The organism is Bacillus sp. JK106 (assembly GCF_053663355.1).
Map to the genome: position 1 here is coordinate 139,628 of NZ_JBSJQC010000004.1, position 26,072 is coordinate 165,699.

Annotated in this window: 17 protein-coding genes and 3 pseudogenes; 12 read left to right on the forward strand and 8 right to left on the reverse strand. The window is 48.6% G+C overall.

Going from position 1 to position 26,072, the window contains the following annotated elements; genetic code table 11:
• Nucleotides 1-33: 33 nt before the first annotated feature.
• From putP to ACWJJS_RS16045, 3 genes are all read left to right on the forward strand, one after another.
• Complete coding sequence (putP, locus tag ACWJJS_RS16035) at nt 34-1,488, forward strand: sodium/proline symporter PutP (protein ID WP_017419372.1); 1,455 nt, start codon at nt 34-36, stop codon at nt 1,486-1,488.
• A 157-nt stretch (nt 1,489-1,645) separates the two neighbouring features.
• Nucleotides 1,646-2,881 carry a PucR family transcriptional regulator gene (locus tag ACWJJS_RS16040; protein ID WP_003156600.1) on the forward strand — a complete coding sequence of 412 codons (1,236 nt, stop codon included), beginning with the start codon at nt 1,646-1,648 and terminating at the stop codon, nt 2,879-2,881.
• 197 nt (nt 2,882-3,078) lie between these two features.
• Nucleotides 3,079-4,089: an NAD(P)/FAD-dependent oxidoreductase gene (locus tag ACWJJS_RS16045; RefSeq protein WP_071392150.1), complete on the forward strand. Its 1,011-nt coding sequence runs from the start codon at nt 3,079-3,081 to the stop codon at nt 4,087-4,089.
• 53 nt (nt 4,090-4,142) lie between these two features.
• Here ACWJJS_RS16045 and cobA read toward each other — a convergent pair whose 3' ends face one another.
• The 4 genes and pseudogenes from cobA to ACWJJS_RS16065 form a co-directional block, all read right to left on the reverse strand.
• Nucleotides 4,143-5,582 carry a uroporphyrinogen-III C-methyltransferase gene (cobA, locus tag ACWJJS_RS16050; protein ID WP_076851416.1) on the reverse strand — a complete coding sequence of 480 codons (1,440 nt, stop codon included), beginning with the start codon at nt 5,580-5,582 and terminating at the stop codon, nt 4,143-4,145.
• A 66-nt stretch (nt 5,583-5,648) separates the two neighbouring features.
• Entirely contained in the window at nt 5,649-5,969 is a 321-nt protein-coding gene (nirD, locus tag ACWJJS_RS16055; RefSeq protein WP_003156597.1) for a nitrite reductase small subunit NirD, read from the reverse strand.
• A 20-nt stretch (nt 5,970-5,989) separates the two neighbouring features.
• The gene (gene nasD, locus ACWJJS_RS16060; protein WP_454023705.1) at nt 5,990-8,407 is read right to left on the reverse strand and encodes an NADPH-nitrite reductase; all 2,418 of its coding nucleotides are present in this window, start codon (nt 8,405-8,407) and stop codon (nt 5,990-5,992) included.
• 118 nt (nt 8,408-8,525) lie between these two features.
• Nucleotides 8,526-8,654 (reverse strand): annotated as a pseudogene (locus ACWJJS_RS16065) (hypothetical protein); the annotation flags it as partial.
• A 144-nt stretch (nt 8,655-8,798) separates the two neighbouring features.
• Between ACWJJS_RS16065 and ACWJJS_RS16070 the strand changes: the two are divergent.
• From ACWJJS_RS16070 to ACWJJS_RS16100, 7 genes and pseudogenes are all read left to right on the forward strand, one after another.
• Nucleotides 8,799-9,026, forward strand: a pseudogene (locus tag ACWJJS_RS16070) (GTP-binding protein); the annotation flags it as partial.
• Nucleotides 9,027-9,071: 45 nt separating this feature from the next.
• Nucleotides 9,072-9,209, forward strand: coding sequence for a hypothetical protein (locus tag ACWJJS_RS16075; protein WP_454023746.1), 138 nt, complete (start codon nt 9,072-9,074; stop codon nt 9,207-9,209).
• 64 nt (nt 9,210-9,273) lie between these two features.
• A complete protein-coding gene (locus tag ACWJJS_RS16080) occupies nt 9,274-10,410 on the forward strand; it encodes a zinc-dependent alcohol dehydrogenase (protein ID WP_454023706.1) in 1,137 nt (378 codons plus the stop codon).
• Nucleotides 10,411-10,424: 14 nt separating this feature from the next.
• Entirely contained in the window at nt 10,425-10,859 is a 435-nt protein-coding gene (locus ACWJJS_RS16085; RefSeq protein ID WP_021494203.1) for an RDD family protein, read from the forward strand.
• A 117-nt stretch (nt 10,860-10,976) separates the two neighbouring features.
• Entirely contained in the window at nt 10,977-11,252 is a 276-nt protein-coding gene (locus tag ACWJJS_RS16090) for a YckD family protein (RefSeq protein WP_369719109.1), read from the forward strand.
• A gap of 128 nt (nt 11,253-11,380) precedes the next feature.
• Nucleotides 11,381-11,542, forward strand: coding sequence for a family 1 glycosylhydrolase (locus ACWJJS_RS16095; RefSeq protein WP_454023747.1), 162 nt, complete (start codon nt 11,381-11,383; stop codon nt 11,540-11,542).
• Nucleotides 11,467-11,698 (forward strand): annotated as a pseudogene (locus ACWJJS_RS16100) (family 1 glycosylhydrolase); the annotation flags it as partial. The gene ACWJJS_RS16095 and the pseudogene ACWJJS_RS16100, both read left to right, overlap by 76 nt.
• An 18-nt stretch (nt 11,699-11,716) precedes the next feature.
• Here ACWJJS_RS16100 and comJ read toward each other — a convergent pair.
• The 4 genes from comJ to hxlA all read right to left on the reverse strand — a co-directional run bounded on the left by comJ (nt 11,717) and on the right by hxlA (nt 14,124).
• Complete coding sequence (gene comJ, locus ACWJJS_RS16105) at nt 11,717-12,115, reverse strand: competence protein ComJ (RefSeq protein ID WP_077721770.1); 399 nt, start codon at nt 12,113-12,115, stop codon at nt 11,717-11,719.
• A gap of 21 nt (nt 12,116-12,136) precedes the next feature.
• Nucleotides 12,137-12,574 carry a NucA/NucB deoxyribonuclease domain-containing protein gene (locus ACWJJS_RS16110; RefSeq protein ID WP_003156588.1) on the reverse strand — a complete coding sequence of 146 codons (438 nt, stop codon included), beginning with the start codon at nt 12,572-12,574 and terminating at the stop codon, nt 12,137-12,139.
• A gap of 360 nt (nt 12,575-12,934) precedes the next feature.
• The gene (gene hxlB / locus ACWJJS_RS16115) at nt 12,935-13,492 is read right to left on the reverse strand and encodes a 6-phospho-3-hexuloisomerase (RefSeq protein WP_077721772.1); all 558 of its coding nucleotides are present in this window, start codon (nt 13,490-13,492) and stop codon (nt 12,935-12,937) included.
• Nucleotides 13,489-14,124 (reverse strand): 3-hexulose-6-phosphate synthase, encoded by a 636-nt coding sequence (gene hxlA, locus ACWJJS_RS16120; RefSeq protein ID WP_014304319.1) that lies wholly within the window; start codon nt 14,122-14,124, stop codon nt 13,489-13,491. The genes hxlB and hxlA overlap by 4 nt, the downstream gene beginning before the upstream one ends.
• Nucleotides 14,125-14,355: 231 nt before the next feature.
• Between hxlA and ACWJJS_RS16125 the strand changes: the two genes are divergently transcribed.
• Nucleotides 14,356-14,718, forward strand: coding sequence for a winged helix-turn-helix transcriptional regulator (locus ACWJJS_RS16125; protein ID WP_016936795.1), 363 nt, complete (start codon nt 14,356-14,358; stop codon nt 14,716-14,718).
• A gap of 588 nt (nt 14,719-15,306) precedes the next feature.
• Nucleotides 15,307-26,061 (forward strand): surfactin non-ribosomal peptide synthetase SrfAA, encoded by a 10,755-nt coding sequence (gene srfAA, locus ACWJJS_RS16130; protein WP_454023707.1) that lies wholly within the window; start codon nt 15,307-15,309, stop codon nt 26,059-26,061.
• Nucleotides 26,062-26,072 lie beyond the last annotated feature (11 nt).

Consider the following 26,072-nt stretch of genomic DNA (forward strand, 5'->3'; position numbering starts at 1 on the left):
AGCGGAGGAGGAAATGCCATAGCAAACATTCAGTTGATTATTTCCATTTGTATTTATATGGCGGGCATGCTGTTTATCGGTTATTTCGCCTACAGACGGACGTCGAATCTGACGGATTACATGCTCGGTGGGCGTTCTTTAGGCCCTGCCGTCACAGCGCTCAGCGCGGGAGCGGCGGATATGAGCGGATGGCTCTTGATGGGGCTTCCTGGCGCCATGTTCTCGACGGGATTAAGCGGCGCTTGGATTGTAATCGGACTTGTGCTCGGGGCGTGGGCGAACTGGCTTTTTGTGGCGCCGAGGCTGAGAACGTATACCGAAAAAGCGGGGAATTCCATCACCATTCCGGGTTTCCTTGAAAACCGTTTCGGTGATCATACGAAGCTTCTCAGACTGTTTTCGGGTCTCGTCATTCTCGTCTTTTTCACTTTTTACGTATCATCCGGCATGGTGTCCGGAGGTGTCTTATTCAACAGCATTTTAGGGTTGAATTACCACACGGGACTGTGGGTCGTGACAGGCGTCGTTGTCGCCTACACCTTGTTCGGGGGCTTTTTGGCGGTAAGCTGGACGGACTTTGTCCAAGGGATCATCATGTTTGCGGCGCTTATTCTCGTGCCGATTGTGACGATTTTCCATACGGGCGGCCCGGGGGAAACCGTTGCCGATATCCGTTCCGTCAACCCGGAACTGTTTAATATGTTCAAAGGGACCACCGTCCTTGGCATTATTTCTTTATTTGCGTGGGGGCTCGGCTATTTCGGGCAGCCGCATATTATTGTGCGCTTTATGGCGATCACATCTGTGAAAGAGATCAAACGCGCCAGACGGATCGGAATGGGATGGATGATTTTGTCTGCACTCGGCGCGCTGTTTACGGGTCTTGCGGGAATCGCGTATTACCACCAGCGCGGGTTGAAGCTGGATGATCCGGAAACCATTTTTATTCAGCTCGGCAATATTCTGTTCCACCCGATTATTACGGGATTTCTCATTTCTGCGATTTTAGCGGCCATTATGAGTACGATTTCGTCTCAGCTGCTCGTTACGTCCAGTTCTTTAGTGGAGGACTTGTATAAGTCCATGTTCAGGCGTTCAGCTTCTGATAAGGAACTCGTATTTCTGGGGAGAATGGCAGTGCTTGCGGTGTCAATCGTCGCCCTGGTGCTCGCCTGGGAGAAAAACAACACGATACTTGGTCTTGTCAGCTATGCATGGGCGGGATTCGGCGCTTCATTCGGGCCGGTCGTACTGCTCAGTTTATTTTGGAAACGGATGACGAAATGGGGGGCACTCGCCGGCATGATTGCGGGAGCGATTACCGTAATCATTTGGGCGAATGCCGGTCTTTCAGACTTTTTGTACGAAATCATTCCGGGCTTTGCTGTAAGCCTTGCCGCTGTATTTGTCGTCAGCTTATTGACACAGGCTCCGTCAAAAGATGTCACAGATCAGTTTCATGACTACCGTGATACACTTTCTCAATAAAAGCAAGGAACGAGAGGAAGAAGGGACCGCCCTTTTTCCTCTTTTCACGATACAGGCTTTCGGATCATTCCGTTTTGGGAGTATATGAATTTTTTTCTATACAAAAAGTCACCCCTCAGAGTATGATAAAGATAAAAAGAGCATAGGAGAAATAGGTATGGAAGAGCTTTTAGAGAGAGTTTTTTCATTTACGGACATTGATAAATTAATTGATTTCATCAGTTATGAATTGCAGAAGCCCGTTATTCTGGAAAGCGCGGATTTCTTTTTGCTTGCCTATAATTCTTATTACATTAATCACTTCGACTCCGCCAACCAGCAGACGATATTCTCAAAAAAATGCCCCGTGCAGATTTTTGAAAGGTTTCTGAAGGACGGGGTGATCGAAAAGCTGAAAACCGTTCCTGAACCGTTCCGTGTCGAAAAAATAGACAGTATCGGACTGAATCAGAGAGTGGTTGTAAGTGCAAAACATAAAGGGGAAGTGATGGGCTACATCTGGATTCAGGAGCTCGACCGAAACTTGACGGACGAGGAGCTCGATTTTTTATATGAAACTTCATTCCATGTCGGAAAAATCATCTATAAAACGAACCGGCTGAAACAGGAAAAAGAAGAGAGAGCGGAAGACCTGGTGAAACGGGCGATCTTTCAGCAATTCTCCTCTGAAAAGGAGTTCAGGCGGGAAGCGGAAAAGATGAACGCCGTGCTGCCGTCGGTTTTTTCGGTAGTCGTCCTGCATGCCGCAAATGGGGATGGGGAGGCAGTCGAAGATGTAAAGGAAAATATCAAATCGTACTTGAATTTGCGGGATAAAGTCAGTCACGTCTTAACCATTGATTCCAATATTGTCATCGTCGTCGCAAGCTTCTCGCAAAAAAGCTCCGGCACTTCGGCAGCATCTGAATTCATCCACAAACTGCTGACTCATTTTCACTTTCAGAAGATCCCCACTCCCATCTATATCGGAATCGGCAATGAATACAGCAGCATCCTGAAGCTCGGCAAAAGTTATATAGAAGCCCTTGAAGTTATAAAGGCCGCCGAAATTACCGGAAACCAGGAAAATATCCCGTACGAATACAGTAAGCTCGGGATTTACCGCTATCTTGAAAGCATCGAAGAAAAAAACGCCTCACTGGAATATGTAAACGATGATTTAGCGTTATTAAAAGCCAAAGACAGAGAAAGCAGCACCGAACTGCTGAAAACGTTAGAAATCTATCTCCTCAATAACTGCAAAACAAAACCAGCCGCAGAACAGCTTTTTATTCATCAAAACACATTGAACTACCGCATCAAACAGATTCTTGACATGACATCAATTAATTTAAACGACTTCAGGACAAGGTGCCAGCTGTATCTCGATATCATGCTGATGAAAAAGAGATAAAAAAGAAACCAGTCGCCGTACTGGTTTCAGTTTTAATACCTTCCCGCTTATCAATCTCAGAACCTCGCTTCTGAATCACTCCTTTCCCGCAAGATGAGAAATGAATAAACACTGCTCCTCAATATGTGTTATACTTTCATTGATATTGATTCTCAATTAAAAATGTATGAAGTATAGATATAACGGGAGGCAGAACGATGGCGGAAAATCATGAGGTGTATGACGTCACGATTATAGGCGGAGGCCCGATCGGCCTGTTTGCGGCTTTTTATTGCGGGATGCGGGAGCTGAAAACGAAGGTGATCGAGTTTTTACCGCGGCTCGGGGGGAAGGTGTCTATGTTTTTCCCTGAAAAAATCATCCGTGATATCGGCGGAATACCCGGGATTGCCGGGGAACAGCTGATTAAGCAGCTGAAGGAGCAGGCGGCGACATTTGAGCCGGATATCGTGTTGAATCAGCGGGTGACCGGATTTGAACGGCTGGAAGACGGAACCATTGTGCTCGAAAGTTCCAAAGGGGAAAAGCACTATACGCGCACGGTGATTTTGGCCGTGGGCATGGGGACGCTTGAGGTCAATGAACTTGACAGCGCGGATGCGAGCCGGTATTCAGGAAAGAACCTTCATTATAAGGTGGAGAAGCTTGATGCGTTTCGAGATAAGCATGTCGTGATTTCCGGAGGGGGAGATACCGCGGTTGACTGGGCGAATGAGCTGGAACCGATTGCGGCGTCTGTTACCGTCTTGCACCGCCGTAAGGAGTTCGGCGGTTTGGAAAGCAGCGTGGCGAAAATGAAGCGGTCTTCCGTGCGGGTGCTTGCGCCGTATCGTCTGAAGCATCTCAATGGCACCGGGGAACGGATCGAGAGCGTCACCGTTTGCCAAACTGAGTCCGGACTTTCTGAAGTCATCAAGCTTGATGAGCTCATTATCAACCACGGGTTTAAAATTGATCTCGGTCCGATGAAGGACTGGGGGCTTGAGATAGAAGAAGGCAGGATTAAAGCTGACAGACATATGCGGACGAATCTTCCGGGCGTGTTTGTCGCCGGTGACGCCGCCCATTATGAAAGCAAGCTCAGATTGATTGCCGGCGGTTTCACGGAGGGGCCGACCGCCGTGAACAGCGCCAAAGCCTATTTGGACCCGCAGGCGGATCAGATGGCGATGTATTCGACTCATCATAAAAAATTGGTGACACAATAAAAAAGGGCTGACCCCGATGCTGGGCCCGGGGGTCAGAAAAGCATTCCGGCGTATCAGCTGTGAACGAGCATGTCTTTCATTTCATTTCGTATAAACGCAAATAACTGTTCCTGATTTTTCACGGCGGTAAACCCGCAGCCGGCGGGGACGTCTTCGCCCATGCAGATGACGGGAGGGCGGTTTCCTGACGGATTCGGTGATATGCCGATTTGTTTTCCGGCGCTGATCAAATGCTGAGCGGATTCTTTGCCCGTACAGATAATCATTTGCAGAGGAGACTCACTGATCGTGCGTTCGATCATGGAAGTGAATCGCTCATCCGAGATATGTTCATGGGTGATATAAAACGGGCATGATTTTGAGTCTGGCAAGTTTTCTGCTGCTTGACGGCTCCCTACAATGAGAGAATGCGGAGAATCATTTTGCCATTCGGATAGGAGAAAGCCCCGTTTTGTCAGTTCCGTCTTTGCGGCTTCAGTCGCTGCATTCAGGCTTGCGGTCACCCGGCGGATGTCGATCTGCTTGAAAGCCAGTGTGTCAAAGAATTCGCATACCGCAAGGCGTGATGTGAAAAATAGTTGTTCAAAGGTGCTGATCTGTTTCAGGATGTTTTCGTTTGCGGGCATTTTTTTAACGATCCGCTTCGGCCATTCAATAACATCGGCGCCATACTCGCGCAGCTTGTCTGTCAATGTATGTTCATCATCGCCATGAGTGACCACCATGATATGCCGTCCGATGAACGGTTTGCTTTCAAACCAGCTGTGTGTTTGAAAATTGACAATATCACCAATGACGATAATGGCAGGATTGGTGATGTTTTGGCTTTGAACTTTGTCATGGATATCCTGAAGCGTTCCTTTAACACTCCGCTGCCGCCCCCACGTTCCCCATTGAATGACGAGTACGGGGACGGAAGGGGATTTTCCGTACTCCATAAGCTTCCGGCATATAAATGACAGATTTTTAACGCCCATGTAAAACACAAGCGTTTGAACGCTTCGGGCAAGCCCTTCCCAGTCGAGATTCGGCCTGCCTTGCAATGATGTATCATGAGCGGTGATCATCGCGAAGGACGAAGCGAAATCACGATGGGTGACGGGGACTCCCGCATACAGCGGCGCTGCAATTCCCGAGGTGATGCCGGGCACCATTTCGTAGCGGATGCCATGCTGATGAAGCGCCTCTGCTTCTTCGCCGACCCTGCCGAACACACTTGGGTCTCCGCCTTTCAAGCGGACGACGGTGTAGCCCTCCGCCGCTTTTTCTATCAGCAGGGCATTTATCTCAGACTGTTTCATAAAATGGCGGTCGGGCAGCTTTCCGCAATAAATGAACCGGCAGTCCGGTGAGGCGTATTCTAGAAACTTTGGGTTTGCGAGCCGGTCATACAAAATGATATCCGCTTTCTCCAGAGCCTGTTTTCCTTTTACGGTGATCAGCCCCGGGTCTCCTGGTCCGGCACCGACAAAATATACGATTCCGTTTTTCATGATGGCGTCATCCCTTCAGCAATTTAAAAAATGAAGGACCACTTGAAAAAGTGATCCGGTCTTTGATCAATACAGGAGGTATACATTCTCTCCTTCGATCAGTGTTTCGTATGTTTTGACACACCCATGATCCGGCTCTTGGACTTTTCCGTCTTCTAAGGAAATTTTCCAGTCATGCATCGGGCAGAAGACGTATTCTCCGCTGACGATGCCTTCAGCAAGGACGCCCCCTTTATGGGGACAGCGGTTTTCGACGGCGCGGACGCTCCCGTCAGAAAGCTTAAATACAGCAAGCTCTTTATCTTCTATATATACGGTTTTTCCTAACTCCTCGGGTAATTCGTTTACATTGCCTATGCAAACCTTTGTCATATCTTTATTAACCATGTCCGTTCCCCCTTACTGTTTTATGAAGTCGTGACGACATTTTCGAATAGATCTTTAGAAGCTTTTTTATCTTTAAGGAAGTATTGCCACGGATCTTTGTGGACAGAGAGTGTCTCATTCATTCTGTCGTTGAGCTCCTGCCGTTTTTCCGGATCGTTTAATACGGATTGGACATGAGATAAACCGACGCGCTCAAGCCATGCGGATGTCCGCTCCAGATAGTTTGCCGTTTCTCTGTAGTACTGAAGGTAAGCACCCGCGTATTCTAAGACTTCTTCATTCGTTTTTACTTTCATCAGCAAATCACCGGCGCGCAAATGGGTTCCGCCGTTTCCGCCGACATAAAGCTCCCAGCCCCCGTCGATGCCGACAACGCCAAGGTCCTTAATGCCTGATTCCGCACAGTTCCGAGGGCAGGCGGACACGGCCATTTTAACCTTATGAGGCGTATTGAGCCCTTCGAATTTTTTCTCAAGCGCAATACCCAGTGCCATGGAGTCTTGTGTGCCGAAGCGGCAGAATTGTTCGCCTACGCACGTTTTTACCGTGCGGAGTGTTTTTCCGTACGCGTAGCCTGACGGCATATCAAGCTCGGCCCATACTTTCGGCAGATCTTCTTTTTTCACGCCGATGAGATCAATTCGCTGGCCGCCGGTCATTTTAACGAGCGGGATCTCATATTTGTCGACGACATCGGCGATCTTGCGGAGATCTTGAGAGTTGGTTACGCCCCCGTACATCCGGGGAACGACTGAGTATGTTCCGTCCTTTTGAATATTGGCGTGCATCCGTTCGTTCACAAAACGGGATGTTCTGTCATCCTCGTATGTAGCCGGATTAATCATGCCTAAGTAGTAGTTGAGGGCAGGGCGGCATTTGGAGCAGCCTTCCGGCGTTTTCCAGCCGAGCACGTTCATGATTTCTCTTGTATGTGAGAGCCCTTTGGCTTTGATTTCTTCTACGACTTCATCTCTCGACAGTGAGGTGCAGCCGCAAATCGCTTCTTTTTGCGCGGATGAGTCAAATTCTGAGCCCAGTGTATATTGAAGAATGTCTTCTACGAGCGGTTTACAGCCTCCGCAGGAACGGGATGCCCCGGTGCATGCTTTGATTTCGTCCGTTGATGTGCAGCCTTTTTCCTGAATGGCTTGAATAATCGCGCCTTTTGAAACGCCGTTGCAGCCGCAGATGATTTCATCGTCGCTCATCGCCGCGGTCATGCTTGCGCCTGCTTCCTGATCAAGAGGCTGTAAGATTGATATTTTGGAGGTTTCAGAGATATCTGCTTGTTTTTGAATCATAGAAAACAGGCGGTTGCCTTCGCTGCTGTCTCCGAACAAAACAGCGCCGACAATTTGATTGCCCCTCAGGACGATTTTTTTATAAATGCCGTCCTGTTCATCGAACACTTTAATCGCCTTTTTGTCCTCTGATTCATCAAAGTCGCCGGCAGAGAAGACCTCGACGCCTGATACCTTTAATTGAGTGGAGAGAACGGAGCCTTCGTACGGTTTTGTGTCGATGCCGCAAATATGTTTGGCCAGCACTTTCGCCTGTTCATAGAGCGGCGCCACAAGACCGTATGCGATTCCGCGGTGCTCGGCACATTCACCGACCGCGTAAATGTGCGGAATTTCAGTCTGCATATAATCGTTAACAATGATTCCGCGGTTTACCGGGATGCCGCTTTCTGTGCCAAGCTGTGTATTCGGGCGGATGCCGACAGCCATGACGACCAGATCAGCTTTGATGCTTGTGCCGTCTTTGAAGCGTACGCCTTCGACACGGTCAGTACCGAGAATTTCTTCGGTTTGTTTTTCAAGGAAAAAGGTCATGCCTTGTTTTTCTAACTCGTTTTGCAGCAGGCGTCCCGCCGCTGCGTCAAGCTGGCGCTCCATCAGGAATGGGGCGAGGTGGATGACAGACACGTCCATGCCGAGATTCAGCAGTCCGCGCGCGGCTTCCAAACCCAGCAGTCCTCCGCCGATGACGGCTGCTTTTTTATATTGTTTTGACGCGGCGAGCATCGTGTCGGTATCTTTTATGTCTCGGAATGCCGTGACGCCTTGTTTGTCTGCGCCCGGAATCGGAAGGATAAAAGGGACAGAGCCTGTCGCCAGGATGAGTTCATCGTAAGGCTGGATTCTGTCTGCATCGGTGATGACGGTTTTGTTTTCCGTGTCGACTTTGATGACTGTTTCACCGGTGTACAGCTGAATGTTGTTTTCTTTGTACCAGTTCCAATCGTTTAACGTAATGTCTTGAATGTCGGTATCGCCTTGCAGCACTTTTGACAGAAGGATTCGGTTATAGTTGGGATGAGGTTCGGCCCCGAATATTGTAATCTCAAATTCATCTTTTCTAACACGCAGTATTTCTTCAATCGCTCTTACCCCGGCCATTCCATTTCCAACAAGGACTAGCTGTTTTTTTCCCATCAGATGATCCGCTCCTATCTTTGTTTTTTTCAGCGTAGCACAGCAAAAACAAATATTTAAGATGCATGTTATGAAATGTAACAAAAAATACGAAAAAATCTAAAAATTTTATGAAAAATTAGATAGGGCTGATTCGTACCGCACACATCTTAAAACCGGGCATTTTACAGTCCGGATCGAAGGCTTCACCAATTAAATCGTTGACGTTTTGCGTGTCAGACCAATGGATGGGGACAAACAATGTATGATGTCTGACTTTTACTTGATTTTTAACGGAGAATATATCAAAATAAATAGTAACAATTACGATTTGTAGCCATGTACATCGTGATAATAAGGGAGTTTCGGGATATAAATCGTAATCATTCTATTTTGTCAGGGGGCTATTGATATGAAAAAAATTCCGGTTACAGTATTGAGCGGCTATCTTGGTGCCGGAAAGACGACCGTTTTGAATCATATTCTACAAAACCGCAACGGTTTAAAAATTGCCGTCATCGTCAATGACATGAGCGAAGTAAATATAGACGCGGGCTTGGTAAAGCAGGGAGGCGGTTTGTCAAGGACGGATGAGAAACTCGTGGAATTATCCAACGGCTGTATCTGCTGCACGCTGCGCCTGGAAGATTGGGACGACCAATTCGGAGATCGTCATACGAACCTGGTGTTTATCGGAACAGATTTAGATGAAGCCGCCATTACAAAGGAATTGGATCAGTGCCTGCTCACGCCGTCTGAGTTCGATTCCGACTGGTCGCAGCTTGAGGATCCTTTTCAATGGGATATTCAGCGGGCTGAATAACATACCGGCCAAGTTTAGAAGCAGGTGAAAAGGGAAGGAGTGATGAAAAAGGAGCTGACCAAGTGTGAAAGCATTGACATACCAAGGAAAAGAACATATGGAAGTGAAAGAAGTCCCGGCACCCGCCATTCAAGATGAGAGAGATGTCATCGTTCGAATTACCGCAACCGGGATATGCGGTTCAGACCTTCATTTATATAAAAACGGAATACCCGCCGATCCGGGTTATATTGTCGGGCATGAGCCGATGGGAATCGTTGAAGAAACGGGCAGTCAAGTCAAAAAGCTGAAAAAAGGCGACCGGGTCGTGATTCCTTTTAACATCGGCTGCGGAGAATGTCATTATTGCAAGCACCAGATGGAAAGCCAGTGTGATGAATCAAATCCAAATCCTCATACAGATGTCGGCGGTTTATTCGGTTTTTCGGAGTTTAACGGAAATTATCCCGGCGGACAGGCTGAATATTTACGTGTTCCTTACGCTGATTTCTCTTCTTTTCTGGTTCCGGCAGACAGTGAGCTTGAAGATGAGCAGGTGCTGCTTCTGTCAGATGTCATGCCGACCGCCTTTTGGAGCGTTCAGCACAGCGGAGTGAAGAAAGGAGATACAGTCGTTATTCTAGGATCAGGTCCGATCGGCTTAATGGCGCAAAAATTCGCGTGGAAAAAAGGAGCTAAACGGGTTATCGCAGTTGATCAAGTCCCGCACCGCCTTGAACATGCGAGACGCATAAACGGAGCAGAGACCTTCAATTTTTCAGAACATGATGAGATCGGGAAACTGCTGCACGAACAAACGTCAGGGGGCGCGGATGTAGTGATTGATTGTGTCGGAATGGACGGCACGCCGCTTTCAAAAGAAAAAGCAGAGCAAAAACCGAATCAGTTCGGAACGATCAGCCCGATTCTTACAGCATCAGAAGCCGTTAAGAAGTTCGGAACCGTGCAGCTCACGGGCGCATACATTTCTGAAGCGGACGGCTTTCCGCTCGGCGATTTTTTCACACGCAACGTTTCTTTAAAAATGGGCCAGGCACCCGTTATTCATCTGATGCCGATGCTGTATCAAATGATTGAACAAAATGAAATTGATCCGACGGATATCATTACACACAAAATGAGTCTTGCGGAAGCTCCTGCTGCATATGATATATTTGACAAAAAAGAAGATGGCAACATTAAAGTGATTTTGAAGCCATAGCGAGGGGAAACATGATGAATATTTACAGACCGGCGGGATTTTGGATCAGATTGGGAGCCGTTGTACTCGACTATTTAATTACTTCAGTGCCTTTGGCGATTATTTTTATGCTGGCAACAGGAAAAGATCCGAATGAGAGCGCAATGATCAGCATCATTTTGACTCTTTATGGTATTTTGCTCCCTGTATACTGGAACGGTTATGTTATCGGCAAAAAGATCTGCGGTATCCGCATCGTCAAAAAAGACGGAACTCAGGTAGGCTTTCTCACTATGATTTTGAGAGTGCTTGTGGGCGGCCTGATATATGGCGTGACGTTTGGAATCGGTGTGATCGTGAGCGCATTCATGGTCGGAATGAGAGAAGACAAACGGTCAATCCACGATTTTGTAGCGGGAACGTATGTCACATACGCGCTGCCGGACGAATCGATTGAAAAGAGCGAATAACTTCGCTCTTTTTTTTGCATAAAAAATGGATGAGGGAGCAACATATAACAAACGTTAAAGGAGGAGAGAGTCATGAAAAAAGCTGCATTGTCTTTAGCTGCGTTTTTCATTACAGCAATGGTTTTCACAATGCCGGCACACGCCGAAACAAAAATGCCTTCAACAATGTCACTCACGGAACAGCAGAAAAAAGAAATTGAATCACTTGAAAAAGAAGTGCTCGAAAAACGCAAACATGTCATATCCAAATATGTTGAGTACGGGGTCCTGCCGAAAGAAAAAGCAGAACATATTAAACAGCATATGGACAGGCGCTTTAATATGATGAAACAAAATGGCTTTGTCCCGAAGCCTCCGCCTCATAAATTGGAAAAGCGGCATCATCATTCTTAAGCATCCGGCAAGCCGGATGCTTTTTTATCGGGATTGCTCTGAAATGAGTTTCATAACGTGTGATATCAATATCATACGCATCAGGAGGATGAAACACATGGTACATAAAAAACAGGGTCTGTTCCCTGATACATTTCTATGGGGGGGCAGCTTCGTCTGCCAATCAGGTAGAAGGAGCCTGGAATAAAGGCGGTAAAGGACCTTCAGTATGGGTGAACAGTGCAGAGAGGCCATTAGTGACGGAGTTCATCTCATCGGCTGCTGCAGCTGGTCATTCACGGATCTGTTAAGCTGGCTGAACGGCTATCAAAAACGCTACGGTTTTGTGTATAATCAATCGAGATGAAGAAGATGAAAAGGATTTGAAACGGATCAGGAAAAAAAGTTTTTATTGGTACCAGAATGTAATTGAAACAAACGGTAAAAGTTCCCTGAGAGAAATATGATTCTCTCAGGGATTTCTTTTACATTGCGTCTGCATCAATAATATACGTATCTGCATGAAGATCGGATATTTCGGCAGGCACTGAATAACAGGTAAGGCTGTATCGGCCTTTCGGAATATTAAAGAAAAGCCGCTTTGACATCACGCTTTCAATCTCAATTCCATCTTTTACAGCCTCAAAGGGAACAGTCGCTTTTTTCTCATAGGATAGTACCGGTTCACTTGTGTTAAGCCTGAGGACGATAAATGCCCTCGTATTTCTCCTTGCTTCAAATGAAACAGCTCCGTCAGTTTCCGCATATCCCTTTTCAATGGCTTCATCGGTCCAATCGATAACAGGCGGTTCTGAATCTTTTTGGAAGATTGTAAATTGATGATAAGAAATGGCCAGTTCTTGCGGTTTCCATGATTTATTCAATGCGCTGTTCCTCCTGTTTTTTTACTTGATTTTAAATAATACTCTCGTTCCGTCGGGATCATTGGTAAGCTGGTGTCCGACCCAAGAGCCGGCTCCGCGGTTGTCTGCCGGAGAAATATATTCTACGGAGGCATTGTTTCCGCCCTGTTTACAAACCGCCATCGGCCATTCATCCCTATCGTATCCCGTTTTGACAGGCACATGTTTAAGAGATTGCTCACGCCGCTTATGTACTCCGTCTCTGTCAATGGTGCATATGCTGGAATGCCCTTCTTTTATCGCGTCCTTAATATGCTTTGCTGTTTCCGGATATCGATCGGACGGAAATAGGATTACTTTGTCGTAATCACTCTTCTGAACGGTCTGCTCGTTATCTGAGAAAAGATCACCCTTGATCAGGGCCGCGACTGCTCCGGCAATGATGATAAGAACAAGCAGCAGTGCTTTTAATGTTTTCAAGAGTATCAATCACCTCCAGTTTTAAATTGCTGTAAAGCTGGTCCAAGAATAAAGCAGAATCAGCCGGCTGTAAAGCTGTTAAAATATATTTCTCAGCCGCAATTCAGCTGAATATCTGTAAAACCATCCGCACAAATCAATTTTATTCATTAAATATCCGATCAGAAAGTGTTTTTTGCCGTTTCTCTATTCAGAAATGAACGGTTGCGGCCGTATCGTCAATTGACTTATTATAGCGATAAGCTCACCGGCAGGATATCTTCGTCTGCGAGTGTCCGACCCGAAAACCTTGGCCGTCTTGTCATTGTGCGCAACAGGACGATAAAAAGACGGCCATCTGATAAGAAGGCCGTCAGCAAATCATTCCAGATTCGCATGCTTTGTAAACATGTCTGCTGAATTCAATTCTTTTTTCTCCATGATTTTTAGAATAACCGCATCGTAAAACAGCAGAAGAGTTTGTTCGAATAAAGAACCCATCGGCTGAATCGTCTTTCTGTCTCCGCCGGTCTCTTCCTTAGGAGAGCCGGGAATCGTTATCGTAAGATCCGCAAGTTTGCCGAGACTTGAATCGGGGTTAATCGTTAATGCAGTGATGATGCCGTTAAGGCTTTTGGCTTTTTCAGCCGTATGAAGCAGACTTTTTGTTTCGCCTGAGCCTGAGCCGATGATGACGAGACCGCCTTCTTGGAGGGGAGGAGTAAGCGTCTCACCGACGATGTAAGCGTTCAGGCCGATGTGCATCATCCTCATGGCGAACGCTTTAGCCATAAAGCCGGAACGTCCCGCTCCGGACGTGAAGATTTGATCTGCCGATAAAATCTGATCCGCAAGCTTGTCAGCTTCACTGTCGGCTATTAATGCTGCGGTGCGGGATATTTCATTGAGTATTTCATGTAAGTATTCAGTCGTTTTCATGATCCTTGTGAAATCAGCTGTTTCATTTTAGCAGCAGCATCCGCTTTATTGTCAGCTCCCGTAATGCCTCCGCCGACAATGATTAAATCTGGGTTTTGTTTGATGGCTTCAGGAAGCGTATCAAGTTTAATGCCCCCGGCAATTGCGGTTTTAGCGCTCTTGACCGCTTTTTTAATCGCCGTCAGTTCCTCGAATGAATTCTTTCCTTCTGCTTGAAGATCATAACCTGTGTGAACACAAATATAATCAACACCGAGTTGGTCAATTTCTTTTGCACGTGTTTCAAGGTTTTTTACGTTAATCATGTCGACGAGAATTTTTTTCTGCTGTTTTTTTGCTTCGGCAACCGCCCCTTTGATCGTTGAGTCGTCTGTCGCTCCTAAAACGGTGATGATGTCGGCGCCCGCTTCTGCCGCTTTCATAATCTCGTAGCCGCCTGCATCCATGATTTTAAGATCGGCAAGCACTTTCAAGTGAGGAAAGGCTGATTTCATTTCCTGTACGGCTTTCAGGCCTTCATTAATGACAACGGGAGTGCCGATTTCTACAACATCTATATATTGTTCGACCTCTTTCACAAGTTCAATTGCTTCCGGGATATTCACTAAGTCTAATGCCAGCTGTAATTCCACTTTATATCCACTCCTCTTTTTTGTGTATTTACATTCTATAGAGTGCCCCGCATGTTGAGAAGTACGCACTTTGAAGTCTAATAGTTACTTTGAGGATACTGTCCCCGCAGGCAATGCGCTTTGTTTCAGCAAAACTGCGTGGTAGTATAAACTGATGAAAGTTGTGTAAAAAAGTAAGCGTGTATGAATAGATGATGAACGTACAAAAAGTAAGAGGAAGGAGAATGGCCCGTGAGCCGAATGGATAAGAAAACGTTTAATTGCGAAAAGGAATTGACGCTTGCCGTGATAGGCGGGAAGTGGAAAATGCTGATTATGTGGCACCTGGGAAAAGAAGGGACAAAGCGTTTTAATGAGCTGAAAGCTTTAATTCCGGATATTACGCACAAAATTCTTGTGAATCAGCTCAGGGAGCTGGAGCAGGATCTGATCGTTCACAGGGAAGTTTACCCTGTCGTCCCTCCGAAAGTGGAGTACTCATTAACGGAGCAAGGAGAGACCCTTATGCCGATTTTGGACGCCATGTATAAGTGGGGAAAAGAATATATGGAATTAATCAACATTGATAAAACTGCAATAAAGGAATCTTTTTGAAGCGCTCTATGTAAAATAGAGTGCTTTTTTTGCGGTTTAATGAAATCATATTGCGAACGATTAAATCTCCTGTTTCGGTTCTTGCGCTGTTTTTTCCCCATCAGCTAATATATGAAAACTATTTTCATTCTGCCATAACTGGATATTCGAAAGATTTATACTATAGTTTAAAGATTTTTAATTTTACATAAATAATATTTTTAAAAATAAATTGCGGGATGCCGCAAAATACCCTCTGGAATTGTCGGAATTTTTTTCGGTGTGCCGAATGAAACTTTTCACCCATTTTTCGGTGATAAAAACAATAATTTCATATAAAGTGAACGTAAGTAGATATATAGTAATTCATGAAGAAATAGGTAAACCCTGTTGCTTACAAACATTGGATTCTTGTCTTGATTTCTCATAAATTTGAGCCGCATTTCGGACTGTGCGGGTGAGTGGATTGCGGATTTCTGCGGTGATTGAATCGGGATCGTTTTGGAGGTAAGTGGTTCTTTTGGCTTGATAATGAGTTAGGGACATTGAGGGAGGCTGTTTCTAAGGGAGAATTGACAATTTTATCTTAAAAAGGGGAGGCGCACACATATGGAAATAACTTTTTATCCTTTAACAAATGCTCAAAAACGTATCTGGTATACAGAAAAATTCTATCCGAACACAAGTATTTCAAATCTTGCCGGGTTCGGGAAACTCATTTCTGATGACGGCGTACAGGCTCATTACGTTGAGAAAGCGATACAGGAATTCGTCCGGCGGTATGAGTCGATGAGAATCCGTCTGCGGCTTGATGATGAGGGGGAGCCCGTTCAATATGTGAGCGAATACCGTCCGCTGACTATCGAACATACAGACATCAGGCAAGCCGGCTGCTCTGCGGAAGAGCTGTCAAAATGGGGACGTGACGAGGCAAGCAAGCCTCTGGCATTATATGATCAGGATTTATTCCGATTTTCCGTGTATACCATCAGCGAAAATGAGGTCTGGTTCTACGTTAATGTGCATCACGTGATTTCAGACGGGATTTCCATGACGATTCTGGGCAATGCGATTACTGATATTTATTTGGAGCTTTCGGGCGGATCAAGTGAGGAACAGACGGAGATTCCTTCCTTTATCGAGCATGTGCTGACTGAGCAGGAATATGTGCAGTCGAAGCGGTTTAAAAAGGATCGGGATTTTTGGAACGGGCAGTTTGAGACCGTGCCGGAGCTTGTGTCCCTGAAACGGAGCCAGGCAGATGCGGGTCTTGATGCGAAACGGTTTTCTCAAGAAATTCCTCACGACTTATATGGCCGCATTCATTCATTCTGCGAGGAGCATAAAGTCAGCGTACTATCTCTGTTCCAGTCAGCTCTGATCACTTATCTCTACAAAGTGACCGGCCGGGATGACGTTGTCACAGGTACGTTTATGGGAAACCGGACGAATGCGAAAGAAAAGCAGATGCTCGGGATGTTCGTATCTACGGTGCCTGTGCGGACAAGCGTTGACGGAGGACAGTCTTTCTTGGAATTCGTTAAAGGCCGGATGAAGGATCTGATGAAAATTCTCCGCCACCAAAAGTATCCGTATAACCTGCTTGTCAATGATTTGCGCGCTTCGAAAAGTTCGCTGAGCAGATTGTTTACGGTAGCTCTGGAGTACCAGGTGATGCAGTGGCAGAAAAAAGAGAATCTGTCCTTCCTGACAGACCCTATTTTCAGCGGAAGCGGTACAAATGATATTTCGATTCATGTGAAGGAACGATGGGACACTGGGAAATTGACGATTGATTTTGACTATCGCAGCGACATATTCAAGGGAGAGGAGATTGTATCTGTTTCTGAACGTTTGATCACGCTGATTGAAGATGCGATTTCATCTCCTGATCGCATAATTGATGAGCTTACTCTTCTTTCTGAATCCGAGAAAGAGCGGCTGCTGACACGGGCCTCCGGCAATCCGGTGAATTACCGCGGGGAGATGACGATACCGGGGCTGTTTGAAGAGAAAGTGAAGTCACTGTCTGACAAACCGGCGGTGGTGTATGAAGGCCGAACATTGTCCTATCGCACATTGCATGAACAGTCAGGCCGAATTGCCGGATGCCTTCTTAAAGCCGGGATATCAGCCGATACTCCTGTCGCGGTGCTGCTTGGCCGTTCTGAGCGTGTCATTGCGGCAATATTGGGAATTTTGAAAGCGGGCGGCGCCTATGTGCCGATAGATCCTGATTTTCCGGCGGATCGGATTCAGTACATTTTGGAGGACAGCGGAGCAAAGGCTGTTCTGACGGAGGCTGGAATACAGGTGCCTGCAGCGGATGCCGAACGGATTGATTTTGACGAGGCTGTTCAGTTTGAAACGGCTGCGGACGGTGTCAGCACACAATCAGACCGGCTGGCTTACATCATCTACACGTCAGGTACAACGGGGCGGCCGAAAGGCGTGATGATTGAGCACCGGCAAGTTCATCATCTGGTGCAATCACTGCAGCAGGAGATTTATCAATGCGGTGAGCAGACATTAAGAATGGCGCTTTTGGCTCCGTTTCATTTTGATGCGTCCGTCAAACAGATTTTTGCCTCGCTTCTTTTGGGACAGACGCTTTATATCGTGCCGAAAACGACTGTAACGAATGGCTCGGCACTGCTGGACTATTATCGTCAAAACCGGATTGAAGCCACTGACGGAACCCCTGCGCATCTGCAGATGATGGTTGCGGCGGGAGATGTCAGCGGAATTGAATTGCGCCACATGCTCATTGGGGGAGAGGGCCTGTCCGCCGCTGTTGCTGAACAGCTGATGAACCTCTTTCATCAATCGGGCAGGGCGCCGCGTCTGACGAATGTCTACGGGCCGACAGAAACGTGCGTAGATGCGTCCGTGCATCAGGTGTCAGCCGATAACGGAATGAATCAACAGGCGGCGTACGTTCCGATCGGAAAACCGCTCGGCAACGCCCGTCTGTATATATTGGATAAGCACCAGCGGCTTCAGCCCGACGGCACGGCCGGTGAGCTGTATATCGCGGGTGACGGTGTAGGCCGCGGCTATTTAAATCTTCCGGATTTGACCGCAGAGAAGTTTTTGCAAGATCCGTTTAACGGAAGCGGCCGCATGTACCGCACGGGTGATATGGCGCGCTGGCTGCCGGACGGGACGATCGAATATATCGGCCGTGAAGATGATCAGGTGAAAGTCCGCGGCTACCGTATTGAGCTGGGAGAAATTGAAACGGTGCTCAGAAAAGCTCCGGGCGCGGCGCAGGCCGTCGTGCTGGCACGGCCGGATCAGCAGGGCAGCTTAGATGTTTGCGCATATATCGTTCAGGAAAAAGGAACCGAGTTTCACCCTGCCGAGTACAGGGAGTATGTGTCCAAGCACCTTCCTGATTACATGGTGCCCGCTTACTTTACAAAAACGGACGAAATTCCGCTCACGCCGAGCGGGAAGGCGGACCGCAAAAAGCTGTTTGCGCTTGATGTGCAGGCTGTCAGCTCATCCGAATATGCCGCGCCGAGAAACGAAACGGAGGAAACGCTCACCGTCATCTGGCAGGAAGTCCTCGGAATGGACAAGGCGGGCATTTATGATCATTTCTTCGAGTCAGGCGGTCATTCATTAAAGGCGATGACGCTTCTGACGAAAATTCATAAGCAAATGGGCGTTGAAATTCCGCTGCAATACTTGTTTGAGCATCCGACGATTGCGGCGCTTGCCGATTATGCGGAAAACCGAAACGAAGGACAGGCATTCAGGGCGATTGAGCCGGCTGAGAAGCAGGCGAGCTATCCGCTTTCGCTCGCTCAGCAGCGGACTTATATCGCGAGCCAATTTGAAGATGCGGGAGTCGGATATAACATGCCGGCTGCGGCCATGATTGAGGGCGCTTTAGACCTTGAAAAGCTCGAGCGTGCATTTTCTGCCTTAATCAGCAGGCATGAAGCGCTCAGAACATCGTTTCAATCGGAGGACGGCACGCCGAGACAGGTGGTTCACGAACATGTTCCGTTTCATATTAAAATGATCGAAGCGCGCGGAAGAACGAATGAACAGGTCATGAAGGACTTTGTGCGCCGTTTTGATTTATCTGAGGCGCCGCTGTTCAGAATCGGCCTGCAAACGCTCGGTCACAATCGCCATATGCTGCTGTTTGATATGCATCACCTGATTTCTGACGGGGTGTCTATTTCCATCATGCTGAAGGAACTGGCTGACATCTACGGCGGAAATCAGCTGCCTGAATTGCGCATTCAATATAAAGATTATGCCGTATGGCAGGCGGAACGGGCGAAAGAAGGCTACAAGAAGGAGCGGGCGTACTGGAAAGAAGTCTTCAGCGGCGAACTGCCGGTGCTTCAGCTGCTCCCTGATTATCCGCGGCCGCAAGTGCAAAGCTTTGAAGGTGACCGCGTGTCCGCCAAGCTGCCGAAAATGCTGCGGGAACGGCTGCAGAAGCTTGCCGAGAAAAACGGAGCCACCCTTTACATGGTGCTGTTATCGGCATACTATACGCTGCTTTCTAAGTATTCGGGACAGGAAGACATCATCGTGGGAACACCGTCAGCGGGAAGAAATCACTCTGATACCGAGGGGCTTATCGGGATGTTTGTCAACACGCTTGCGCTGCGAAGCTCCGTGAAGCAGGATCAGACATTTGCCGGCTTGTTAGGTCATGTGCGCAAACAGGTGCTGGACGCGTTTTCCCATCAGGATTATCCGTTTGAGTGGCTGACCGAGGAGCTGAACGTGCCCCGGGACATGAGCAGGCATCCGATATTTGACACGATGTTCAGTCTGCAAAATGCTTCGGACGGAATTCCGGAGATCGGCAACCTGAGGCTGTCTCTTCATGAAACCAACTTCAATATCGCTAAATTCGATCTGACAATGCAGGCCCGGGAAACAGCGGAAGGCATTGCGCTCGATTTGGATTATTGCACGAAGCTGTTTAAGCGCTCAACTGCGGATCGCATGCTTGCGCACTATGTCCGTCTGCTGGAGAGTGCGGCAGCTCAGCCGGATGCGAAAATCAGCGAATATGATCTGCTTTCTGAACGGGAGGCTTTGAACCAATTACAGCGGTTCAATCCGGAGCGCACGGCATACCCGAAAGAGCAAACGATCGTGCAGATCTTTGAAGAACAGGCCCGAAAGAACCCTGACCGGACGGCTCTTCAGTTCGAAGGGGAAACTCTGTCGTATCAGCAGCTGAATGAACGCGCCAACAGGCTTGCGCGGCATATTCTTTCGGTCGGAGGCGGCGGGAAAACCGCGGCTGTTTTATGTGAACGGTCAATGGACATGATTGTTTCCATTATGGCTGTGTTAAAAGCGGGGTCCGCCTATGTGCCGATTGATCCTGAGCATCCGGTTCAGCGGATTCAGCATTTCTTCCGCGACAGCGGGGCGAATGTGCTCCTGACTCAGCAAAGCCTCAAGCCGCTTGCGGAAAAGGCCGGTTTTCAAGGCGTCATTGTGCTTGCTGATGATGAGGCGAGCTATGAAAAGGACTCTCGCAATCCAGCATTGCCGTTTGATTCCAAAACGATTGCCAATCTCACTTATACATCAGGCACGACGGGAACGCCGAAAGGAAACATCGTCACACATGCCAACATTTTGCGGACGGTAAAAAACACGAACTATTTGACCGTTTCTGAAGAGGATACAGTGCTCGGTCTGTCAAACTACGTCTTTGACGCTTTTATGTTTGATATGTTCGGTTCGCTGTTAAACGGTGCAAAGCTTGTGATCGTCCCGAAAGATACGGTGCTGGACATGTCGCGCCTGTCCCGTGTGATCAAACGGGAGAACGTCAGCATTCTGATGATTACGACGGCTCTGTTCCACCTGCTTGTTGATATGGAGCCGTCCTGTCTGACGACGCTTCGGAAAATCATGTTCGGGGGCGAAAGAGCGTCTGTAGAACATGTCAAAAAGGCGCTGGCGGCAGTCGGAAAAGGAAGACTGCTTCATATGTACGGCCCGTCGGAAAGCACGGTGTTTGCGACATACCATCCGGTGGATGTCATTGAAGAGGATACGCTCTCCGTTCCGATCGGTAAACCGGTCAGCAATACGGAAGTCTTTATTATGAACTCAGCCGGACGCATTCAGCCGGCGGGTATTGCGGGAGAGCTGTGCGTCAGCGGGGAAGGTCTCGTAGAAGGCTACTACAACCGTCCTGAACTGACGGAAGAAAAATTTGTAAAGCATCCGTTTAAGGAAGGTGAACGGATGTATAAAACGGGCGACTTGGCCAGATGGCTTCCGAATGGCGATATCGAGTTTATCGGACGTATCGACCATCAGGTGAAAATCCGCGGTCAGCGGATTGAGCTTGGCGAAATTGAGCATCAGCTTCAAAGCCATGACCAGATTCAGGAATGCATTGTGCTCGCTGTGGATCAAGGCGCGGGTGACAAACTTCTTTGCGCGTATTTTGTCGGCCTCAGGGAAATCTCTTCCCGGGAGCTGAGGGAGCATACGGCGAAGGATCTTCCGGCTTATATGATTCCGTCCGTCTTTATTCAATTGGATGAACTGCCTCTTACAGGGAACGGAAAAATCGACAGACGGGCGCTGCCGATGCCGGATGTGACCGCAGCGAATGCCGTGTCATATACGGCGCCGCGCAATGAAACAGAACAAAAACTGGCGGATATTTGGGCTGAGGTGCTGCAAATGGAACGGGTCGGCGTCCATGATCAGTTCTTTGAGATCGGGGGCCACTCGTTAGCGGGGATGAAACTGCTGGCCCTTATCCAGAAGACATTCGGCGTGCAGCTTACCTTAAAGGATCTGTTCACTTCTCCGACGGCTGCGGGGCTGGCGCAGCTGATTGAAGGGGCTGAACGGAAGGCGGCTGAGAGCATCGCACCGGCGGCCGAGCGGGAAACGTATCCGGTTTCTTCACCGCAGAAGCGGATGTTCGTGCTTCAGCAGCTGGAAGGCGCTGAAACAAGCTATAACATGCCGTCTGTGCTCCGCTTAAAAGGAAAGCTTGATGCAGAAAAGCTGAAATCCGTTATGAAACAGCTGACAGAACGCCATGAAGCCTTCAGAACGACATTTGACATAAAGGATGGAGAAACGGTTCAGCGTATATGGGCGGAAGCTGATATCGACATGGAATATTATGAAGCCTCTGAAGAAGATGCTGAACAGATTATTCAGAGCTTTATCCGGCCGTTCCGTCTGGATCAGCTTCCTCTCGTCAGAACGGGACTGGTCAAGCTGGCTGAACATGACCACCTGCTGCTGTTTGATATGCACCATATCATTTCGGACGGCGCTTCAGTCGGCGTGCTGATAGATGAACTGTCCCGCTTGTATGGCGGCGAAACGCTTGAGCCGCTGCGGATTCATTATAAAGACTATGCGGTATGGCAGCAGAAATTTATTCAATCAGAGCAGTACCGCAAGCAGGAGGAGCATTGGCTTCGGGAGCTTGACGGCGAGCTTCCGGTATTGACGCTGCCGGCTGATTACAGCCGTCCGGCCGTGCAAACCTTTGAAGGAGACAAGCTGGTCTTTTCTCTGACTGAGGAACAGACGTCGGCTCTTCGCAGTCTTGCGAAACAAACGGATTCTACCATGTACATGGTGCTGCTGGCGTCATACAGCGCCTTTCTCTCAAAACTGAGCGGACAGCATGACATCATTGTCGGCTCGCCGGTTGCGGGACGATCACATGCGGATCTCGCAAACGTCATCGGTGTTTTTGTGAATACACTCGCGCTTCGTACGTATCCGGAAGCGGACAAAACGTTCACGGACTATCTTAAAGAAGTAAAACAAACCGCTTTACATGCATTTGACGCGCAGGATTATCCGCTTGAAGACCTTCTGCAAAAGGTTGAGGTGCAGCGTGATACGAGCCGAAATCCGCTGTTTGATGCGGTATTCTCAATGCAAAATGCAAATGCTGAAGATCTGGTCATGGAAGGAATCGAGCTGAAGCACCATCCGTTTGACAGAAAAACAGCCAAGTTTGACCTGACAATGACGGCTGAGGACACAGACGAAGGCTTAACGTTTGTGCTTGAATATAACACCGCGCTGTTTAAACCGGAAACGGCAGAGACGTGGAAGCATTATTGGCTTCATCTGTTAAAAGCCGCAACGGAAAATCCGGCTGCGAAGCTTTCTGAGCTTTCATTGGTGAATGAAACAGAAAAACAAGCCCTCCTTGACGCATGGAAAGGAAAAACAATTTCTGTGCCGCGGGCCAAAACGGTTCATCGTCTCTTTGAAGAAACGGCCGCCCGCCATGCGAACCGGCCGGCCGCGGCATACAACGGCGCGAAATGGACGTACGGCGAGCTGAACGCAAGGGCGAACCGGATCGCGCGCATTCTTATGGATTGCGGCGTCACGGCTGACGAACGTGTCGGCATTTTGACGAAACCGTCCTTGGAAATGGCCGCGGGCGTACTCGGCGTCTTAAAAGCGGGCGCGGCATTTGTGCCGATTGATCCCGACTACCCGGAAGAGCGCATCAGCTACATTCTGCAGGACAGCGGGGCCAAGCTGCTTCTCACACAGGAAGCGCTCGACGTGCCGGAAAGCTACACAGGAGATACGATCCTGCTTGACGGCAGCCGCTCCATTCTGAGCCTGCCGCTTGATGAAAACGATGAAGCGAACCCGCAGACGGAAACAACGGCGGATCATCTCGCTTATATGATTTACACGTCAGGAACGACCGGACAGCCGAAGGGTGTCATGGTCGAACACCATGCGCTGGTGAACCTGTGCTTCTGGCACCACGACGCATTCGCCATGACGGCGGATGATAAAAGCGCCAAATACGCGGGCTTCGGTTTTGACGCCTCCATCTGGGAGTTGTTCCCGACATGGACTATCGGCGCGGAGCTTCACGTCATTGACGAGGCGATCCGGCTGGATATCACCCGCTTAAATCACTATTTCGAGGAGAACGGCGTGACCATCACCTTCCTGCCGACGCAGCTGGCCGAACAATTTATGGAGGTGGAAAATACCTCTCTCCGCATGCTTCTCGTCGGCGGCGACAAGCTGAAGCGGGCGGTGAAACAGCCGTACACGATCGTCAACAACTACGGCCCGACGGAAAACACCGTCGTCGCGACAAGCGGCGTCATTAATCCTGAGGAAGGATCGCTTTCAATCGGACGGGCGATTGCCAATACGAGAGCTTATATTCTCGGCGACGGAGATCAGGTGCAGCCGGAAGGCATTGCCGGTGAATTGTGCGTGGCCGGCCGCGGTCTGGCACGCGGATACCTGAACCGTGAAGAAGAAACGGCGAAGCGGTTTACCGCAGATCCGTTCGTGCCCGGCGAGCGCATGTACCGGACCGGCGACCTCGTCAAATGGAACGCGCAGTGCGGCATCGAATACATCGGCCGTATCGACCAGCAGGTCAAAGTGCGGGGCTACCGGATCGAGCTTTCAGAAATCGAAGTCCGTCTCGCTCAGCTTGCGGACGTTCATGACGCAGCGGTGACGGCTGTGGAAGACAAAGCGGGCAATACCGCGCTTTGCGCCTATGTCGCGCCTCAACAGGACGATATTGAAGTGCTCAAAGCCGCGCTGAAAGACACGCTGCCTGACTACATGGTGCCGGCGTTCTGGGTGGAGATGGACGAGCTTCCGGTCACCGCAAACGGAAAGATTGACAAAAAAGCCCTGCCGGAACCGGACATTGAAGCGGGAAGCGCCGCGTATAAAGCGCCGGAAACGGAGATGGAGACGCTGCTTTCTGACATTTGGCAGGAAGTGCTCGGTCTTGATCAGATCGGCGTAAGCGATAATTTCTTCACGCTCGGCGGCGACTCGATCAAAGGCATCCAAATGGCGAGCCGCCTGAACCAGCACGGCTACAAGCTGGAGATGAAAGATCTCTTCCAGCATCCGACCATCGAAGAGCTTGTCTCTTACGTGGAGCGGACGGAAGGCAAGCAGGCCGATCAGGGACCTGTCGAAGGCGAAGCGGACTTAACGCCGATCCAGCGCTGGTTCTTTGAGAAAAACTTTACGGACAAACACCACTGGAACCAATCCGTCATGCTTCACGCGAAAGACGGCTTTGATCCGGAGATAACAGAAAAAACATTACATGTCCTGACGGTGCACCATGATGCGCTCCGGATGATTTATCGTGAACAAAAACCGTATTACAGAGGGCTTGAGGATGCGTCTGTTGAACTGAACGTCTTTGAGCTGAACGGACCTGCTGAAGACCATGAGGACCGTATCGAACGAGAAGCAGACCGTCTTCAAAGCAGTATTTCACTGGAAACAGGACATCTGCTGAAGGCCGGGCTCTTCCGGGCTGAAGATGGAGACCACCTTCTTCTCGCAATCCATCACTTAGTCGTGGATGGTGTATCTTGGCGGATTTTACTGGAGGACTTCACGTCCGTTTATACGCAGCTGAAGCAAGGCAATGAACCGGCGCTGCCTCCGAAAACACATTCATTCGCCGAATTTGCTGAGAGAATCAAAGAATACGCAAATACGAAGGCGTTTCTGAAAGAAGCGGATTACTGGAGAGAGCTTGAGGAAAAAGAGGTATGCACTCAGCTTCCGAAAGACAGGCAGTCTGGTGATCAGCGCATGAGACATACGAGAACGGTCAGCTTCTCTCTGACGCCTGAACAAACTGAACAGCTGACGACAAACGTACATGAAGCCTACCATACGGAAATGAACGACATCCTGCTCACGGCGCTCGGACTGGCGCTGAAAGAGTGGACGGGTGAAGACACGATCGGCGTTCATTTGGAAGGCCACGGGCGCGAAGACATTCTTGACGGCCTGAATATCACCCGGACGGTCGGATGGTTTACGAGCATGTATCCGATGATCCTTGAGATGAAGCACGCCGACGATCTTTCATATCAGCTGAAACAAATGAAAGAAGACATCAGACACATCCCGAACAAAGGAGTCGGCTACGGCATTCTGCGTTATGTAACGGCGCCTGAGCATAAAGAGGGTCTTTCATTTGAGATTGATCCGGATATCAGCTTTAACTACTTAGGCCAGTTTAATGAGATGTCGGATTCCGGCTTATTTACAAGATCCGGGATGCCGTCAGGACAATCGCTGAGCCCTGACACAGAGAAGCCGAATGCGCTTGATATTGTCGGATTTATAGAAAATGGGCAGATGACGATGACGTTTGCCTATCATTCTCTCGAATTTCATGAAAAAACCATTCAATCGTTCAGTGACAGCTTTAAAGGGCACCTCTTGAAAATCATAGATCACTGCCTGGCCCAAGACGGACCTGAGCTTACGCCTAGCGATCTTGGCGATGATGATCTGACGCTTGATGAACTTGATAAATTAATGGAAATTCTCTAACAGAAAAGACA